Genomic DNA, 17348 nt, shown 5'->3' with positions numbered 1-17348 from the left:
ATATAAAAATATACTCACTCATTTTTCAATAAATTATTAAATTGTAAGCTTTGTCACTCTTATTTTTTTTATTTCATAAATTAAAAAAGAAAATACTACAAAATATTCAATAGCTACCAACCATAAATTTTCTTTCCAAGGGAAATTAGAGTATCCTTGATAACTTAAAATAATTACTAAACTCCAAACTATAGGGAATTTATATTTTGTAAAAACCGATAAAACTATTGGTGTTGCCAAATACCAAGGGTGAACGGTTGTTGCTGTAAAGTAATAGAAACACAAACCAAATAAAAGGGCTGTTATCAATTGAACTAACGTTATGTTTTTTCTGAATAAACTAATTGTAATTATAAAAAGGATGGTTAAAATTGTCGTGATTTTTCCGATTAATACAATTTCATTCCAACCTCTAAAAAGGAAACCAATAGCTCTAAAAAGGTAATAAAAACTTGCGTTAAATTCAAATTCTGTAAACCATAAACTAACCGAACTTTTGTAGTTTGTAATTAATTTTGATGTGTAAAAAGGAAGAAAAAATAGTGCTGTTGTTCCTAGTGTTATAGCATAAAATAACAAGAGCTTTTTCATTTCTGTAAAGGCCGAAATCCATTTTTTTAGAGGTGTTTTTATTACTATTATTTCTTTTTCGTCAACCGGTTGCTTTATGTTGTTCGCCAGGATGCCCCCTTTTACAAACCATTGATAAAACAAGGGTAAAAATAATAACGGAATTAATTTTATAGAAATAGAACAAGCGATTAAAATTGCGGCTAAAATCCATTTTTGTTGCTGTAATTTGTATAATCCCCAAATTAAAAAGAAAATCATTACAGATTCAAAATGTAAATTCCCCGTTAATTCTATAATAACAAACGGATTTAAAGCATACCAAAAAATATTTTTTACAGGAAGGTTTAGATTTTCTAGAAGTTTTTTTCCAAAATATAAAATTCCAATATCAGCAAGAATAATGAGCAACCTTAAAATGATAACTGAACCAAAAATGCTTTTACTAGAAAATAATGCTGCAATTAAAAAGCACAATTGATTTAAAGGTGGATAATTTGTATAGTGGCTTCCATTTAATTCGCCCATTCCATGATACAATTCTGACGCATCAGAAATTGGGTAAAACCCTTGTTGAATAAAGGTTTCGGGCAAAGATAAATAAGGGTTAAAACCTTCTAAAATCATCCTTCCATCCCAAATAAATCGATAAAAATCTTGTGATAGATTCGGAATTGAAAACAAAAATATCAGCCTAAAAAGAATAGAAATACTTGCTAAATTAGTAAAAGAAAGAGTGTTTTTTTTCATTAAAAGATAAAAACATCCAAAGAGAAAAACCCACAAAAATGTGAGTTCGTAAAACGCTGTTCTTTCTAAAAAATAGGCAAATAAAAAATAAAGAATTGTGCTTATTAAAGATAGTAGCGTAACTTTATTTTTTGAGACAAAAGACATTATGCTTTAGAAAAAACCGACTTGAAAAAGACATAACCAAACCCCACAAAAAGCATAAAGTGAAAAGGAAATAGTCCAAAATCTCCTCCTTGATCACCAACAATAAAGGCGCTGTACATTCCAAAAACAAAATATAAGGCTAACATTCCTTCTAAAATTACGTGAATAGATGGTTTTTTCTTGATGTATTTGTTGTTTTTCCATCCATCTTTTAAAGTGATAATATTGAATTTTGGTGTTCTAACAAATTCGCTTTTTTTGCCAAAATGACCCTCTAGAACTGCAATTGTATTGTGTAATGAAAATCCCATTGCAACAGAAAAGAATGTTAAAAAAGCAAATATATATTTAAGGAAATTTTTAATTCCGTTGCCAAAAATGTTTTTGTACATATACCAATAGCAAACAAAAAATATTAATGAACTCATTACAAAAAAACTCATTATATAAAAGTAATTTTTTAAATGTGCGTACTCATTTTTAATATATAACATTGGTATACTTAAAATGGCCACTAGAAAAATACAAATAAACATAGAGCTATTCAATAAGTGTAATAAACCATGAATTTTTGTTTTGACAGAAATATTTTTACTAAGAAGAATGCGTTTTGCCATTTTTTGAAAATTCTCAGCTCCACCTTTATTCCATCGAAATTGCTGAGTTCTTGCCGCGCTAATAACTACTGGAAGTTCAGCAGGAGTTTCTACTTTCTCAAGATATTTGAATTTCCAATTTTTAAGTTGCGCTCTGTAACTTAAATCGATGTCTTCCGTAAGTGTATCCCCTTCCCAATTGCCCGCGTCGTATATGCATTCTTTACGCCAAACACCTGCAGTTCCATTAAAATTTATAAAATGGCCTTGGCTATTTCTACCTACTTGCTCTAAGGTAAAATGCGCATCGAGCATAAATGCCTGAATTTTTGTAAGTGTAGAGTAATTTCTGTTAATATGACTCCATCTTGTTTGAACAACTCCTATTTGGGGATCTTTAAAATACGGAACAGTTTCATACAACCAATTTGGTTTTGGTAGAAAATCTGCGTCAAAAATGGCAATAAATTCGCCTTTTGCTGTTTTTAAGCCTTCTTTCAAAGCCCCAGCTTTGTAACCTTGTCTATTTGTTCTTCTAATATGTTGAATGTCAATCCCTAATTCTTGAACTTTTTTAATATACTTAGAAGTCATTTCTATAGATTCGTCTGTAGAATCATCTAAAACTTGAATTTCTAATTTCTCTTTAGGATAGTCTATTTTAGCTATGTTTTTTAATAAACGTTTCATCACATACAACTCGTTAAAAACGGGTAGTTGTATTGTTACATAAGGAACCTCTTCTGGATTTGTGAAGTCGAATTTAACTGAGTTATCTTGTTTGTTTTTGTATTTTAAATAATTTATAAGTAAGTTTAATTGCGCAACTGCATACATGAAAATGAGCAGTAGCGAGACCGTGTAGACGATAATAATAAAATATTCTAAAAACATTATTTAAAACTGTATTTAAAAATCCAACCTAAAATTTTAATTCCTGCAAATATAGTACCTTTTATTGTACCGGATACTTTAGAAACACCAATTCTGTTTCTATATTTCACAAAAATTTCTGTATATGTCAATTTTTGCTTTAATGCTTTTAATTGCATCTCCACAGTCCAACCATACGTCTTATCTTGCATATTTAATGCTAGTAATTTATCATATTTAATAGCTCTAAATGGGCCTAAATCTGTAAATTTTGCTCTAAACAAAAGCTTCATTAAAAAGGTTGCAAGCCAGTTTCCGAAAATTTGTTGTGGCGTCATTGACCCTTTTTCACGTAATTTTTTTACACGAGCTCCAACTACAAAATCAATATTGTCATTTATAATCGGTGCAATAATTGCTGTTAATTGTTCTGGGTAATCGGAATAATCACCGTCCAAAAATACAACAATTTCTGGTTTTATTTTTTGTTTTTCAATGTAATCAATTCCTTTTAAACAAGCATAACCATATCCTTTTCTTGATTCTTTTAAAACCGTTGCACCTGCATTTTGTGCATTTATTTCTGTATTATCAGTAGAATTATTGCTAATAACAATTATTTCATCCACTATTTTGGGGATGTCGTTAATAACTTTTGTAATAGCATCTTGCTCATTATAAGCAGGAATAATAACTTTTATGATTGGTTTCATTTAGCTTAAATCACTCAGGGTGTTTTCTTTTTTAAAGGATGATAAATCTTTCCATTCACGTAGCTTTTTTCCGTCCTTAAATTTGGAAGCTTTTATTAATTTACTTTTCTGATATATTAAACAATTCCCATTTGTCTAATTATTTTGCAATTAATATTTATGATGTACTTGTCCGTTTTTATCATAAAATAACCACCAATCATCTTGTTTCTCATATTGAAATGACCTTTTTTTTGAAAGAATTCGGACTGTAAAAGTACCAATATTTTGTTTCTAAATTATCTTTAAAAAGACCTTCTTTTTTCAGGTTTCCGTTTTTGTAATAGAATTTTCAATAATCAATTTTACTATTGTTTAAAATACAACCTTCTTTTTCTATTTGTCCGTTTGCATAGAATTCTTTTTGATATTTCTTTTGATCAGAAAAAAAATAGTGACTATGATATAAATGATAAAAAAATGTTTCATTTTTAGGAGTTATTGCAGGCAGATAACCTGAGTTTTCTCATAGATGCACTCAGAATTTTAAGCGATGTTAATTTTGATTAGAAACTGTTAACTAAATACTTATTTTTTATTAATTAGATTCATTAAATCAACATCATTTCCTAATAAAATTTCTGTAGGATTTATTCTCCCGTCTTCTGGCCCATTTTCTAATTTTAGAACTCCTCTTGGGCAAACCGCAGAACAAATTCCGCAACCAACACAGCTAGAACGCACAATGTTTTCACCTTTTTGTGCATACGCTCTAACATCAATTCCTTGTTCACAATAGGTAGAACAATTTCCGCAAGAAATACACTGTCCGCCATTGGTTGTAATTCTAAAACGCGATTTAAAACGTTGCACAAACCCTAAATAAGCAGCTAAAGGACAACCAAACCTACACCAAACACGGTTACCAAAAATAGGGTAAAACCCTGTACCAATTACACCTGCAAACCAAGCACCAATTAAAAAACTATAGGTATCTTTTATCCATTGAGATTTAATGCCTAAAAAAGATTGTGCTCCAGAAAAATAGCAATACAAAGTAACTACGGTCATCAATAAGGAAAATGCTAAAACAGAATGAATTAACCATCTTTCCAATTTCCATGATTTTAATGTTTTGTCTGAGTTTTGTCTGTAAGGATCACCTAAAGTTTCTGCCAAACCTCCACAACCACAAACCCAAGAGCAGTACCATCTTTTACCAAAGAAATACACCATTACTGGCACAATTACTAAGGTTAATACAATTCCCCAAACTAAAATAAAAATCCCAATTCCGCCGCTATTCTTAAGGCTTTCTATATTCCATTCGAAGAAAAAATCATAGTCTAAAGGAAAGGCATTTTTAAAATCGTATCCCGGCATATTTAAGCTAGTCATTATTTCCGGAATTAAAAAAGCAAATACGATTTGAAAAAATAAAACAGAAGTTGTTCTTACAATTTGATATTTATCATGTCTGTATTTAATGTACATCCTTGCACCCATAACCAACATAATGGTACAATATAAAAATCCGTAAACAAACCATTGACTAGCATCACCGCCATTTAAAAAGTTGCTAATTGGATCAAAAATAAACGTCCAGTTTACCACGTAATCTGGTCTAAAATACAGCACTAAATAAAAAGTAACTAAATAAACAAGTACCAACCAAGCAATCCAGCCGCGATTTGTGGCAGATTCGTGGTAAATTCCGTCGTTTTTTATACCCGGTTTTCCTAATAAAATTAGATTTGGAAGGATAAATAATAACGCTCCGATAATTCCCAATCCAAAAGTTAAAAACCAAACGAGACCGGGGTTTTCTTTAATAAACCCTTTGCCTGATTTTTTAGCTAGTTCGTAACTTAAAGAATGAGGTTTTCCAAAAATTTTATATGCATATTGCTCACTTTTTTTAGCCCAATTTTTTTCTGCGCTATATTTTGCAATTTGTGCATCATAATAATTATTAGAGGTTTCAAAAGCCGCTCTTACTTTGCTTGAAAATTCAAAAATATTAATATCATTAGTAATAACGATTGCTTTAGAAAGTTCTGCTTTTATGATTTCACTTTTATATCCTTTATCAGAAATATAAGAATTTAATTCCGGTTGAGTTAAGTTAAAAGAGCCTGTAAAAACGGATGCCGTAAAGATCGTTAATCCAATAATAAAGATTATTAAACCTAGGTTTTTTATAAATTTCACAATAATATTTTAGTTTTATGATAAATTGATTTGGTTGATTTGGTTGATTTTTCACTAATTAATACCCTTAAATACTGAATATTCTTTTCCAACTTTTCTTTTTTAATTGGATATTTGTATTGTTTTCTTGATTGAATTTCGCCACAATTTCCGCTTCGTGTAATTTGTAAAACTCAGGGTCAAAATTTGCATCCGTCAGAAATTCTAGAACATGTTCTATAGGTTTATTTTGGGAAAGCCATTTGTCAAAAATTTCATGTCTCATTCGAATCCCGAAGGTATTAATCCCTAAAAATTGTCTAGAAGTTGCATCATAAGAAATTGTAATACATTTATTTTCTTTTGGATGCTGCCACTGAAAATAACTTTCATTTTCTTGCTTAGTTACTTCACTAAATACCCAGCCATACGTTTGGTATTCAATGTCTAAAAATTTGGCTGAATTAAACCAATGACCCGGTTTGTACTCGGTTTTATTGTCGCAGATTGTTTGTGCAACCGTTTCTCCCATCATTCTTCCTGTGTACCAAACCGCTTCAATAGTTCTTCGTTGTCCAATCGGTTCTTTTTGTTCTGCACAATCGCCAATTGAAAAAACATCAGCAATATTTGTTTCTAAAAAACGGTTGACTAAAACACCCTTTTTTGTTTCAATTTTTGAATTTTTGAGAAAATCTATATTCGGTGTAACGCCGGCAGTTAAGCCAACAACATTACAGGCAATTTCTTCGCCAGTTTCTTCAATTATCACGGATGTTACTTTGCCATTTTCATCCGCTTTTATTTCTTTTAAATTGGTGCTTAAGCGCAAATCTATATGATGTTCTAAAATATGTTTATTAATCATTTCTGATTCTTGCGCAGGTAAAACTCCGTTCCAGAAACTATCTTCTCGAACTAAAAAAGTAACCGGAATTTTTCTACTTATTAGCATTTCTGCTAGTTCAATTCCTATTAATCCACCACCAACAATTACGGCTCTTTTACAAACTTCATTATTAGGTGCGTGTTTTTCTAAGTTTTCTAAATCTTGTTTATGATACATGCCCATAACACCCACTGAATCTTGACCTTTCCAACCAAATCTATTAGGTTTCGAACCTGTGGCAATAATTAATTGGTCATAATAAATTGTTGATAAATCTTTAAATTCTAATCTTTTTTGATCTGTATTAATGGTTTCTACCAAACCTTCTTTTAGATCGATGCGGTTTTTATCCCAAAACCAATTTTCATAAGGTTGCGTATGCTCAAATTTTTGATGGCCCATATACACATACATAAGGGCAGTTCTGGAAAAAAAGTATTTGGTTTCGGCAGAAACTACCGTAATTTTTTTATCAGAATTTTTTCTAATATGTCTTGCAGCAGTAATTCCGGCAATTCCATTTCCAATAATTACAATATGTTCCATAGTTGGTTAATTTCTACTTTTAAGTCGATGTTAAAGTTAAGACCTTAATGGTGAAAACTAATTTAGAATAGTTATAAATAAAAAAATACCTAAAAACATGTAAGTATTTAGCTATTGTAAAGACTTGTTTATACTAATAGTTAAGTTATAAATTTATCCTAAGAATGAAAAATAGATTTTTTAAGAGTATCTGTATTGCAACCTTACTTATTAGCTTTAATACTGTTGTTCAATGAGATGATACTATAAAAAGTAATATACAAACCGATACGCCGTTAAAATGATTAAGCAAAGGACAGTGAGATATTAAGCTTTTTAATATCTTATATAAGGAAACAAGAGGAAGTTATATTGGAGTGAATTCTGATAAAGCAAAAGAAACTTATTTTACATCAACCGTAAATGTTTTTACAGGAATTTCTGATAACAACCGCTTAAATATTGGTTTGTTGTTAGAATATAGATCAAATACGATAAACGGAAAAAGTATAACCGCTGTTTTTAATTTGGCGCAGGATGCTAGTTCAATAAATGGCTTGTCTTCTTTTGCGCCGGCTGTAAAATGGCAGCCAATTTCAACTATTGGCAATTTCTCTATTCAAAGTGCGTTTCATATTCCTTAAATTGAGGATGAATCTGATGTGAATGGTGTATTTTTAGATAAAGCTGCATTTACATTTTAAAATCGTTTTTTCTATGATCATATCTATCCAAACGGAAAATGGCAATTATTTATGGAGTTAAATACCGAGTATAATTTTGGCGAGGAAGCTAGTTTTGCAAATAATACTTTTGTGCTAGCTCCGGGTGTTTTTATGAGTTATTTTCCAAGGGATAAAACGACTGTTTTAGGTTTTGTGTAACATTATTAGCGAATAGGAGACTTTATGCAAGACCATACATCCGTTGGTTTAGTAGAGAAATATCAATTAAATACCACCTTAAATCTAGAAGTTTTATTCAGCAAGTTTATAAGAGGAGATGATACCGGTTTAAGGCAAAGTTTTAACGTCGGTTTGAGACCGTTGTTTTAATTAAAATTAGTATTTTTAGGAGATTTATGAAAACAACAAAACTTCTATTTTTACTACTCATCTTTTTGCAAATATCCTGCAAAAGTCAAACGAAAAAAATTAACGGATTAAGTTTTGTGGCTTCAAGAGATAAAATTGATACTACACACACAAATCCGGTTTTAAAGATTCAAAGCAATTATGTAGCTTTGATGCCTTTTGGTTTTATAAAAGAATTAGCATCACCCAAAATTACACACAATACAGACAAACAATGGTTTGGAGAAACCAAAAACGGTTTATTGCAATATGCACAAGAGTTTCAAAAGAATGATGTAAAAATTATGGTGAAACCACAAATTTGGGTTTGGCGCGGAGAATTTACGGGTTTAATAGAAATGCATTCTGAAGAACAATGGAGAATTTTAGAAGAATCATATTCAGCATTTATTTTAACATACGCAAAAGCTGCACAAGAAATACATGCTGATATTCTTTGTATAGGAACAGAACTAGAAAAATTTGTGATCAACAGACCTAATTATTGGCAAAAGCTGATTAAAGAAATTAGAGAAATTTATAAAGGAAAATTAACCTATGCCGCAAATTGGGATGAATTTAAAAGGGTTCCTTTTTGGGGTGAAGTCGATTTTATTGGCATTGATGCATATTTTCCGTTAAGTGATAAAAAAAACCCAACCGTGGCAGAATTAGAAATTGGTTGGAAGTCTCATAAAGAAGAAATTATGAGAATCCAGAAGCAATACAATAAACCAATTTTATTTACAGAATTTGGTTATAGAAGTGTCGATTACAATGCAAAACAACCGTGGTTTGTAGATAGGTTAGAAGGCAATGTGAATTTACAAGCACAGGTAAATGGCTTGCAAGCAATACACAATCAGTTTTGGAAAGAAGATTGGTTTGCTGGCGGCTTTGCTTGGAAATGGTTTCATAAACACAGCGAAGTTGGCGGCGGAAATAACAATAGATTTACACCACAAAATAAACCAGCAGAAGACCTAATTAGAAAATTATATCAACAATAATTTATTTGTGAAGCTGAAACAGTTACTTTAATTTTCTTTCTTTTTTGGAATCTTCTTTTTCTCTTCTTTTCACAAGAAATAATTCCCTTATTAGATTAAAATTTAAGGAACAATAAAGACTAAAACTTCCATTTTAAGAAAAATCTGAGAGATTAAAATAATGTGCTTGGTTCTTAGGGATTTAAATTAATAATAATCAAAACAATTTTAAAGTAGGCTTAGGTTTTTCGGATTGACTAGTGTTTTTGATCTAAATTTAATATAAAATTCCTTCCTTCTTTTTGATAAAGCCTTAATTTTGCAAAAAATAAAATTTAGATGAGCACTTTTGCAATTGGCGATATTCATGGCGGATTAAAAGCCTTACTTCAGGTTTTAAATAAGTTAGAAATTAAGGAAGAAGACACACTTATTTTTATGGGCGATTATGTAGATGGTTGGAGTGAATCTGCCCAAGTCATCGATTTTTTAATCAATCTTTCAGAGAAGTTTAACTGTATTATACTTAAAGGAAACCATGATTTTTGGTGTCAAAATTGGTTGAAAAGTGATGTGGTGCATCCGTCCTGGTATATGCATGGTGGCAAAGAAACGATGGAGAGTTATGAAGGCTTTCCGGATGAAAAAAGGCACCAACATCTACTTTTTTTAGAAAATTTGCCTTTGTATCATTTAGACGTTCAAAATAGGTTGTTTTTACATGCCGGTTTTACTTCTGTTCATGGTGTTGAAAATGAGAAATTTAAAGAACTTTTTTATTTAGACAGATCGCTGTGGGAGATGCTTTTGGTGATGGATAAAAACATCCAAAAAGTCTCCATGTTTTATCCGAAGAGATTGTTGCATTACAAAGAAATTTACATTGGTCATACACCAACAACGAACTACAACGAGCCTTTGCCAATGAACATTGCCAATGTATGGAATATTGATACAGGTGCTGCCTTTAAAGGAAAAGTAACGGGAATAAATATTGATACAAAGGCCTTTTTTCAAAGTGATAATTTACCTAGTTTATATCCTGGGGAAAAAGGGAGGAATTAGTAATTTAATTTTTTTCTAAAGTATAAAATTCTTGTTTGATGAAATTTTTGGGGAAATGTTCATCACCGTCAAAACCTAATTCTAGATCTCTACCAGAATACGGAATGTAATTTATTTTGAAAATATAATCCCGAATGCTTAAAGTTATTGCATAATTAACACCACTGATTATTTCTTTTGACAACTCTTTTGCATGATGTCAAATACGCATTTTTGTGTTTTTTAAAAAATAGTTTAAAAAACTATAATCCCAATTAATATTTTGCGTGATTTAAATGACCATTGGTAATGTTAAAGAAATGAACTAGCGCAACATCTTGTGCACAAAAGCCGCCAATAATTGCTAACGGAATGTATTTTATAGAACCGTAGATTAGCGATTCCATCCAACGATAACGCAAATGAGCGGCAAAACCTATATGTTTTACAGAGTGATGCACTTTGTGGAAACTCCAAAGAAATTCGAATTGATGCAACAATCTGTGCGTACATCATTGCACAAAATCCACCACCACAAAAAAGATTAAAATTCAAGCCCAAAAAAGAAGCGCGTTGATTTGTACTAATTGAAAATTAGCAATTGATATATTTACAATTCCTAAAATATCATTAAACAATTGTGCCGCTGAATTTGACAAGGCAGGCAGTACAATTAAGTTTAATAAAAATAACATCTTTAACAACAATACAATATATCAATAAGTTTATTTTTAATAGAAATATAAACAATATTAAAATTAGTTTAATTTAAAATGCACAAAGGGTTTATATAGTTTTAAAATATGTGCCTACTCTAATTTGGTTTTCGGTTTACCCGTATTTTTTTAAATAGCAACCAATAATTAAGAAGCAGTTTTAAATAGATGCTTTTTAGATTCTATTATTTTTTATATTAAGAGCTGTTGCTTTAAGTATCAAATTATGTATTTTTAATTTAGTGAAGTGCAAAGTATTCGTATTCAGTTTTATAACTTTCGAAAGCTATTCTTTTTTTTGGATTGGAATGTTCTTTCTGAAAAAGTAGAAACAAGCTTAGATCTAGGCTAAGCACGGGGAAAGAAGAAAATAGAATACTTTTAAAAGTCGGAAGTTATACTAGTTTGCAGTTGTAAATAGGCATACTACATAAATAATGTTTAGAAAAACACCTATCAGTTTTTTGAAACGGTAAGTGTCCTTTTGGATTATAAAACTTTTATTACTTCTTTAAAAAGTGTAATCATTTTAGGTTCTGCTTTACCTGCGATGGCAATAATTTCTGCAATATTAACAGGTTGTAAATTTTTAGGATCACATTCGTCTGTTAAAACGGAAATAGCAGCACAAGGCAAATTAAGTTGCTTGGCAACAATAACCTCTGGCACAGTGCTCATACCAACAGCATCTGTTTCTAAAATTTGCAACATTCTGTATTCTGCTCTCGTTTCTAGTTGAGGTCCTAAAACACTCGTGTAAACTCCTTCATGCAAAAGAATGGTATGTTCTTTAGCAATGTTTTTTATTTTTTGGTTGATTTCTTTCGAGTACGGTTCTAATAAATCGGCAAAAATGTTACCAAAATCATTAGCGCCTTTAAAAGCCAAAGGCGAACTTCCTTGTAAATTTATGTGGTCGTTAATCAGCATTAAATCGCCTTTTTTGTAGGATAAATTAATTGCTCCTGCCGCATTCGAAATTAGTAAGTTTTTAATTCCTAAACCGTGCATTGTTCTAATTCCGTAAGTAATTTCCCAAGCATTATAACCTTCATATAAATGAAACCTACCGGCCATTACAAGTACTTTTTTTCCTGACAATTCTCCATAAATTAATTTTCCAGAATGGAATTCTACTGTTGCCACAGGGAAATTGGGAATGTCAGCATAGGCAATTTCTTTTTCAATTGAAATTTCTTGCACTAATTTTCCTAAACCTGTTCCTAGCACAATCCCTATTTCTGGCTGTGTAATTCCTTCGGATTTTAAAAAATCGATAGTTTCTTGTAATTGTTGTTTTTTCATTATTTTAAAAATTGTTGAAAAGCAGGATGGTGTTCAATATCTTCAAAAACATCCACATCATTCAGTTCTTGTAACAAATGTACTTTTTTATCTTTTAAATCTGCTAAAGTATCTTTTCTAACAGATGAAGTTCCCCAATCTTTATTTTTAAAAATAGCTGTATGCAAGGAATTCATTCCTAATAAATAGTAACCGCCATCTTCTGCAGGGCCAATAACAACATCATTAGTATCTAATTCTACAAATGCACTTTCAATAATTTCTGATGTTAAATCACACAAATCACTTCCAATAATTAGTACTTTTTGATACCCAGCATCAAATCCGTTTTTAAAAGCATGTAGCATTCTAATTCCTAAATCTTCTCCAACTTGTTGGTGTTTCTGATAACTGTTTTCATCCCAAATATCTTCATATCTGACTTTTACGGAATAATATACCGCTTTATCAGCTGTAACTTTGGCTGAAACATTACACGTTTTTTCTAATAAAAGTTTATAGATTTCTAAAGCAGTTTCATCACCAACAGTTTTTGCTAAACGTGTTTTTGCTTTTCCTAATTCAGGATTTCTAGTGAAAATTAGTAATAGATTTTTACTTTTTAGATTTTTTATCATTGATAAAATAAATTGTGTTTTAAATTTTTTACCACATAGAAACATAGGTTTTATGTTCTGCACCTATGTATGATAATTTTCATTTGCTTTTTTTATTTATAGTTTTAATACGTAACAGTAATCACTAAAAACTGCTAATGCTAAATGCGGACTATTTTACTGCCAACAACTAATACACTTTCTCACCTTCTTTCAACCATTTACTCCAACCTTCATTAAAAGTATGCACTTTTTCTGTGGCGTTTCCGAACGCATCAATCACCTGAAAATCGGCATTTTTCCATTCAAAAATTCCACCGTACAAATTATAAACATTCATGTAACCTTCTTTGATGAGTTTGTCCGCAATTTTTTCTGAACGAATACCCAAAGAGCAATACACCACAATTTTAGTGTTTTTATCTTTTGGTAATTTTTTTAAAGTCTCTTGGATTTTAAAATCATCGTAACCAACAAAAAGAGCATCTTTTATATGACTGACATTATACTCTTTTTCTTCTCTAGCATCTAACAAAATAGCCTTCGTTTTTGGCATTGCTAGTGTTTCCACAGACATATAAGGAACATTTTTGTTGTTCCATTTATTTAGCAGTTTATCTAATTTTTTCTGCGCAAAAGTAGTTGAACTAACGACTAAAAAAAGTATTAAAATTTTCTTCATTTTAAATTTATAATTGAATTCCGAATCCTTGTAAACCACTTTCAAATGTGGGTAAAATTTCTGTATTATCCCAAATTCCGGTAACAATGGTTCGCGAATATTCTTCTGGAAGCAATCCATTTTGCATCAACTTACTTGTTAGTTTGAAATTGTAATTTAATGTGTGATGTGTAAAGTTAAACAAATCATTCGAGTCTTCTAAAATTACATACCAAACATTAGGATTTCCGTCATTTGCAGGCATTCCAATAACACCAGGGTTTAACCAAAGTTTATTTTCTTCTTGATGGTAAAAAGGCAAACCACAATGACCAGCAATGAGAACATCAGAATCTGTTGCATCAAAATTTGGTTTTTTAACTTCCCAGTCGGTGGATTTAAATATAAATTCTGATACATTAAAATACGAACCATGAACAACAGTTATATTTTTACCAGCATATTGAAAATTGATATGATTTGGTAACGTTTTTAGAAATTCTAAAGAATTTTCTGATAATTTACTTTGCGCATACGGATACCATAATTGTGAAAAACCATCACATCTAGAACCTTCTTTAAATTCACAGCCACAATCTTGAGCATTTTCTCTTAATTGGATTTCTACATTACCAACAATACTTTTTGCGCCCCATAATTTAAACAGTTGCACGGTTTCTTCTGGTTGAGCGCAATAGCCAACAATATCTCCTGTACAAATACAGTTTTCTGGCGCAATATTCTCTTTTTCTGAAATTTGTTTCAAAGCCTCTAAAGCTTGTAGATTGCTGTAAATTCCTCCAAAAAGGATTATTTTACCTGGTATTTTACCTAAATTCTCTATTTTCTGACCCATTTCGGAATAAAATATAACATGTTACAACTTAAAATTCCCCAAACATTTACCCAAAGTAAATCTGCGTACTTCCCTTTTGTGAAAATCAAACTTTCTGGAAATTGATTGAAAATTAATAAAATTCCGAAGATTAATCCGCAGAAAACACTTAAATAAAAGCTAATTTTTGGTACTTCTACATTCCAAAAAATAAAAATAGGCGTGAGGCCAATTACCATTGTTCCAGAAATGGTCGTTGCTGATAAAATTTCTGCTCCAAAAAATACAGGAAGCGTTCCTAAGACAGCAATTACAATCATTGCAATTCTTCCAAAGGAAACTGTTTTTTTAATCTTTAAATCGATTGCTAATAGTTTAGAAAATGACGAAAAAGTGGAATCTAATGTGGAAGCCGCAGAGGTAATCATAATAAAATTAATGACTAATAAAATAACGACGCCAAGGGCTTTTCCAACTTCAACAGCAGCCTGTCCTTGCATGCCTTTTTTTTGTGCGTAAATCCCTATAAAACTGAATAAAATAATACAAATTGCACCTAAAAAACTCGCCCATAAAAAACTTTTTCTTGTTACTTTGGGTGATGAAATAAAACCTCTGTCTGTTAAAACAGGATCATGAAATGGATAACTAAAAGATTGAATAATCGCTGCGAAAAATAGGTTTAATCCCAATTCAAAGCTCCAAGTTCCTGAGTCTATAACCTCTTTGGATGAAAAGTCATCCGTAGAAAAAATAGTTCCTAAAATAATGATTAATAAAACAGAGAATAATACCATTTGAATAACATCCGTGAAAATAGAGCTACTTAAACCGCCTTTTATAGCGTAGGCTAAGGTTAAAACTGTAAATACAATAATTGCCCAGTAATAAGGTGTACTTCCTTGTTCTCCAAAATAAGTACCAATAACCATGGTATTGCTCCAAACTTCATTAAATAACCTAAAAGCTATTAAAATAGAAAAAATTGCCATCGCATTTTTTCCGAATTTAGAGATTAGAAATTCGTGGATGCTTTTAAAACCTCCTTTTGTTCTTAGTTGATAAATAATAATTCCGGCAACGGCAAACGAAAGATAATATGCAGCATACGCAACGCCTCCAACTAAACCAAAACTTAAACCAAGATTTGCTGCATTGGTAATACTTTTAGCAAAAATCCAAGAGATGATTAAGCTGCCCATTAATACCAACGTATTTGGAGCCTTTTTTTGATTCACAGCTTTAAAGAACTGGTCGGTTGTTTTTGCTAGTGGTGATAAAAAGAACAAGATTAAACTTGATACTATAATCAACGCCCATTGAAAAGCCCACCCCAAACCTGCCGAAGGGAGTGAGTTCTCACTCATATGAATAATTGATGTTATCATGTTTTCTCTTTTTATTTATTTTTTTCACAACAGTTTCACTCCTTTGGAGCAATTAAGGGAGGCTTTTTATTCGTTCCACCAAACTTTTACGTCTAGACTATTTCCATTTGTGGTCGTTTCTGCCACTTTATAATTTTCTTGATTTAAGGTTGCTTCTTCAGCAGGATAAGGCATTCTTGCCGGAATATTGCCGTTGTTTAAACTTGCTGAAACTTTTTTTAGAGCAGGGAAACCTGTTCTTCTATATTCAATCCAACCTTCGTAGCCGTAAATTACAGAAGCAATCCATTTTTGGGTAATAATTTGTTGTAAAGGGGTTTTCCCAATAGCATTAAAATTAGCATTCCCAGTTAAATAGTTTGTCGGTAAGTTGGTATTCCAATAGTCAAATGCTTGTGTAACGCCTAAATTATATAAAGTTTCTGCGTTGGCATTTATCAATCCTTTTTCAGCAGCTTCTGCCAGTAAAAAACTAGTTTCCCAAGCAGTCATAAAATTAGCGTCTAAAGAAGAGGTGTCTTCTCTAAAAGCATTTCCTGCTAAAGAATAATCAGACAAAGCTATTGAAGTTGATGATGCATCAATTCCGTTAATTAAGCCATTAAACTCATTGGAAGTTGAGTTTGAAAACGGTCTAAAAAAAGTAGTAATTCTAGCATCATTTAAATTGATCAAAATTTCTTCCATCGTTTCAGAGAGTACAAAATTATTAAAATCGCCTACTCGCAATTGTGCTAGTCTAAAACTGTTTGGTTCTGTATTTGTAAAATCAAAAATGGCATTTTCTATATTATTTTTGATATAATTTCCCTCAGTAAACAATGTTTGCAATTCGGAAGAAACATTTACTTTACCCGAAATTCTGATGAGATATTTTATTTTTAATGAGTTTGCAAATTGTATCCAGCCGTTTAGGTTTCCATTGTATAAAATATCTCCTTCTAAAGGTATAGAACCAGTATATGCATTTATTGCTGCAATTGCTTTATCTAAATTATCTAAAATTCCGTTTTCATTTTGATAAATAGCTGACTGTAAATCATACGCTGGTGTTACCGATCCTTCAATTCCGTTGAAAGCTTCAAAATAAGGAACATCACCAAATAAATCTGTTAATCCAGCTGCCATATATGCTTTTAAAATCAAGGCAGGTCCTTGATAAACGGCAAAAGCCTGATTTTCTTTGGCTTGTTTTAAAATGATTTCAGTATCGCGTAAATTGGTGTAAAATATTGGCCAAGGATTACCGCCTAATTGTGGACTTTTTAAATCGTGTCTGTCAAATAAATTAAAGTCTAATGCGGTTCTGTGTTGCGCTAATAAATCGCCCGCAACAAAACCTTCATAGCTCATGTTTTCGCCAAAATCGTAAATTACTTGTCTTAATAATAAATTGGGTTGCACAAAAACAGGTGCATTCGGATTAGTATTTATTTCTTCAAAATCTTTGGTGCAACTGATGAAGTTAACTCCTAGAATTGCAAATATGTATATAAATTTTTTCATGTT

Annotated in this window: 18 protein-coding genes and 1 pseudogene; 6 read left to right on the top strand and 13 right to left on the bottom strand. The window is 31.1% G+C overall.

Annotated elements, in window-relative coordinates; all coding sequences use genetic code 11:
• Window positions 1-36 precede the first annotated feature (36 nt).
• The 5 genes from BST83_RS14395 to BST83_RS14375 all read right to left on the bottom strand — a co-directional run bounded on the left by BST83_RS14395 (window position 37) and on the right by BST83_RS14375 (window position 7253).
• Window positions 37-1467 carry an MptA/MptB family glycosyltransferase gene (locus tag BST83_RS14395; RefSeq protein ID WP_104810392.1) on the bottom strand — a complete coding sequence of 477 codons (1431 nt, stop codon included), beginning with the start codon at window positions 1465-1467 and terminating at the stop codon, window positions 37-39.
• The gene (locus tag BST83_RS14390) at window positions 1467-2957 is read right to left on the bottom strand and encodes a cellulose synthase family protein (protein WP_104810391.1); all 1491 of its coding nucleotides are present in this window, start codon (window positions 2955-2957) and stop codon (window positions 1467-1469) included. Before BST83_RS14390 ends, BST83_RS14395 begins: the two co-directional genes overlap by 1 nt.
• Window positions 2957-3649: a glycosyltransferase family 2 protein gene (locus tag BST83_RS14385; protein WP_104810390.1), complete on the bottom strand. Its 693-nt coding sequence runs from the start codon at window positions 3647-3649 to the stop codon at window positions 2957-2959. Before BST83_RS14385 ends, BST83_RS14390 begins: the two co-directional genes overlap by 1 nt.
• 567 nt (window positions 3650-4216) lie before the next feature.
• The gene (locus BST83_RS14380) at window positions 4217-5839 is read right to left on the bottom strand and encodes a 4Fe-4S binding protein (RefSeq protein WP_104810389.1); all 1623 of its coding nucleotides are present in this window, start codon (window positions 5837-5839) and stop codon (window positions 4217-4219) included.
• Between the two features lie 67 nt (window positions 5840-5906).
• Window positions 5907-7253 carry an NAD(P)/FAD-dependent oxidoreductase gene (locus BST83_RS14375; RefSeq protein WP_104810388.1) on the bottom strand — a complete coding sequence of 449 codons (1347 nt, stop codon included), beginning with the start codon at window positions 7251-7253 and terminating at the stop codon, window positions 5907-5909.
• Window positions 7254-7609: 356 nt separating this feature from the next.
• Between BST83_RS14375 and BST83_RS14370 the strand changes: the two genes are divergently transcribed.
• The 5 genes from BST83_RS14370 to BST83_RS14360 all read left to right on the top strand — a co-directional run bounded on the left by BST83_RS14370 (window position 7610) and on the right by BST83_RS14360 (window position 10359).
• Window positions 7610-7876 (top strand): hypothetical protein, encoded by a 267-nt coding sequence (locus BST83_RS14370; RefSeq protein ID WP_104810387.1) that lies wholly within the window; start codon window positions 7610-7612, stop codon window positions 7874-7876.
• A gap of 111 nt (window positions 7877-7987) precedes the next feature.
• Window positions 7988-8116 (top strand): hypothetical protein, encoded by a 129-nt coding sequence (locus BST83_RS21170; RefSeq protein WP_302849466.1) that lies wholly within the window; start codon window positions 7988-7990, stop codon window positions 8114-8116.
• Window positions 8117-8140: 24 nt separating this feature from the next.
• Window positions 8141-8287, top strand: coding sequence for a hypothetical protein (locus BST83_RS19935; RefSeq protein WP_170062794.1), 147 nt, complete (start codon window positions 8141-8143; stop codon window positions 8285-8287).
• A 26-nt stretch (window positions 8288-8313) separates the two neighbouring features.
• Complete coding sequence (locus BST83_RS14365; protein ID WP_205853588.1) at window positions 8314-9315, top strand: glycoside hydrolase family 113; 1002 nt, start codon at window positions 8314-8316, stop codon at window positions 9313-9315.
• 318 nt (window positions 9316-9633) lie between these two features.
• Window positions 9634-10359: a metallophosphoesterase family protein gene (locus BST83_RS14360; protein WP_104810385.1), complete on the top strand. Its 726-nt coding sequence runs from the start codon at window positions 9634-9636 to the stop codon at window positions 10357-10359.
• A 4-nt stretch (window positions 10360-10363) separates the two neighbouring features.
• Here the strand turns inward: BST83_RS14360 and BST83_RS21525 are convergent, their stop codons facing one another.
• Both BST83_RS21525 and BST83_RS21520 read right to left on the bottom strand, forming a co-directional pair.
• Window positions 10364-10543, bottom strand: a complete 180-nt coding sequence (locus tag BST83_RS21525; RefSeq protein ID WP_367889172.1) for a hypothetical protein — start codon at window positions 10541-10543, stop codon at window positions 10364-10366.
• A gap of 70 nt (window positions 10544-10613) precedes the next feature.
• Complete coding sequence (locus BST83_RS21520) at window positions 10614-10799, bottom strand: sterol desaturase family protein (protein WP_367889171.1); 186 nt, start codon at window positions 10797-10799, stop codon at window positions 10614-10616.
• Window positions 10800-11017: 218 nt separating this feature from the next.
• On the opposite strand from BST83_RS21520, the pseudogene BST83_RS14350 reads away from it, so the two are divergent.
• Window positions 11018-11110, top strand: a pseudogene (locus BST83_RS14350) (IS982 family transposase); the annotation flags it as partial.
• Window positions 11111-11543: 433 nt separating this feature from the next.
• On the opposite strand, the gene BST83_RS14345 reads toward BST83_RS14350, so the two are convergent.
• The 6 genes from BST83_RS14345 to BST83_RS14320 all read right to left on the bottom strand — a co-directional run bounded on the left by BST83_RS14345 (window position 11544) and on the right by BST83_RS14320 (window position 17345).
• Entirely contained in the window at window positions 11544-12359 is an 816-nt protein-coding gene (locus BST83_RS14345) for a purine-nucleoside phosphorylase (protein WP_104810384.1), read from the bottom strand.
• Window positions 12359-12976, bottom strand: coding sequence for a TIGR04282 family arsenosugar biosynthesis glycosyltransferase (locus BST83_RS14340; RefSeq protein WP_104810383.1), 618 nt, complete (start codon window positions 12974-12976; stop codon window positions 12359-12361). The genes BST83_RS14345 and BST83_RS14340 overlap by 1 nt, the downstream gene beginning before the upstream one ends.
• A gap of 169 nt (window positions 12977-13145) precedes the next feature.
• Complete coding sequence (locus tag BST83_RS14335) at window positions 13146-13637, bottom strand: rhodanese-like domain-containing protein (RefSeq protein WP_104810382.1); 492 nt, start codon at window positions 13635-13637, stop codon at window positions 13146-13148.
• A 7-nt stretch (window positions 13638-13644) separates the two neighbouring features.
• Window positions 13645-14472 carry a metallophosphoesterase family protein gene (locus tag BST83_RS14330; protein WP_104810381.1) on the bottom strand — a complete coding sequence of 276 codons (828 nt, stop codon included), beginning with the start codon at window positions 14470-14472 and terminating at the stop codon, window positions 13645-13647.
• The gene (locus BST83_RS14325; RefSeq protein ID WP_104810884.1) at window positions 14457-15818 is read right to left on the bottom strand and encodes a sodium:solute symporter family transporter; all 1362 of its coding nucleotides are present in this window, start codon (window positions 15816-15818) and stop codon (window positions 14457-14459) included. Before BST83_RS14325 ends, BST83_RS14330 begins: the two co-directional genes overlap by 16 nt.
• An 87-nt stretch (window positions 15819-15905) precedes the next feature.
• Entirely contained in the window at window positions 15906-17345 is a 1440-nt protein-coding gene (locus BST83_RS14320) for a SusD/RagB family nutrient-binding outer membrane lipoprotein (protein ID WP_104810380.1), read from the bottom strand.
• Between the last annotated feature and the right edge of the window lie 3 nt (window positions 17346-17348).

Source organism: Polaribacter filamentus, from assembly GCF_002943715.1.
In the GTDB taxonomy this organism is placed as follows: domain Bacteria; phylum Bacteroidota; class Bacteroidia; order Flavobacteriales; family Flavobacteriaceae; genus Polaribacter; species Polaribacter filamentus.
This window is presented reverse-complemented; position numbering and strand designations above follow the sequence as displayed.

Coding starts and splice junctions, on each gene's coding strand:
- BST83_RS14385 (WP_104810390.1), bottom strand. CDS start 3,649: ATGAAACCAATCATAAAAGTTATTATTCCTGCTTATAATGAGCAAGAT.
- BST83_RS14365 (WP_205853588.1), top strand. CDS start 8,314: ATGAAAACAACAAAACTTCTATTTTTACTACTCATCTTTTTGCAAATA.
- BST83_RS14335 (WP_104810382.1), bottom strand. CDS start 13,637: ATGAAGAAAATTTTAATACTTTTTTTAGTCGTTAGTTCAACTACTTTT.
- BST83_RS14390 (WP_104810391.1), bottom strand. CDS start 2,957: ATGTTTTTAGAATATTTTATTATTATCGTCTACACGGTCTCGCTACTG.
- BST83_RS14375 (WP_104810388.1), bottom strand. CDS start 7,253: ATGGAACATATTGTAATTATTGGAAATGGAATTGCCGGAATTACTGCT.
- BST83_RS14345 (WP_104810384.1), bottom strand. CDS start 12,359: ATGAAAAAACAACAATTACAAGAAACTATCGATTTTTTAAAATCCGAA.
- BST83_RS14320 (WP_104810380.1), bottom strand. CDS start 17,345: ATGAAAAAATTTATATACATATTTGCAATTCTAGGAGTTAACTTCATC.
- BST83_RS14360 (WP_104810385.1), top strand. CDS start 9,634: ATGAGCACTTTTGCAATTGGCGATATTCATGGCGGATTAAAAGCCTTA.
- BST83_RS19935 (WP_170062794.1), top strand. CDS start 8,141: ATGCAAGACCATACATCCGTTGGTTTAGTAGAGAAATATCAATTAAAT.
- BST83_RS14330 (WP_104810381.1), bottom strand. CDS start 14,472: ATGGGTCAGAAAATAGAGAATTTAGGTAAAATACCAGGTAAAATAATC.
- BST83_RS14325 (WP_104810884.1), bottom strand. CDS start 15,818: ATGAGTGAGAACTCACTCCCTTCGGCAGGTTTGGGGTGGGCTTTTCAA.
- BST83_RS21170 (WP_302849466.1), top strand. CDS start 7,988: ATGGAGTTAAATACCGAGTATAATTTTGGCGAGGAAGCTAGTTTTGCA.
- BST83_RS14340 (WP_104810383.1), bottom strand. CDS start 12,976: ATGATAAAAAATCTAAAAAGTAAAAATCTATTACTAATTTTCACTAGA.
- BST83_RS14395 (WP_104810392.1), bottom strand. CDS start 1,467: ATGTCTTTTGTCTCAAAAAATAAAGTTACGCTACTATCTTTAATAAGC.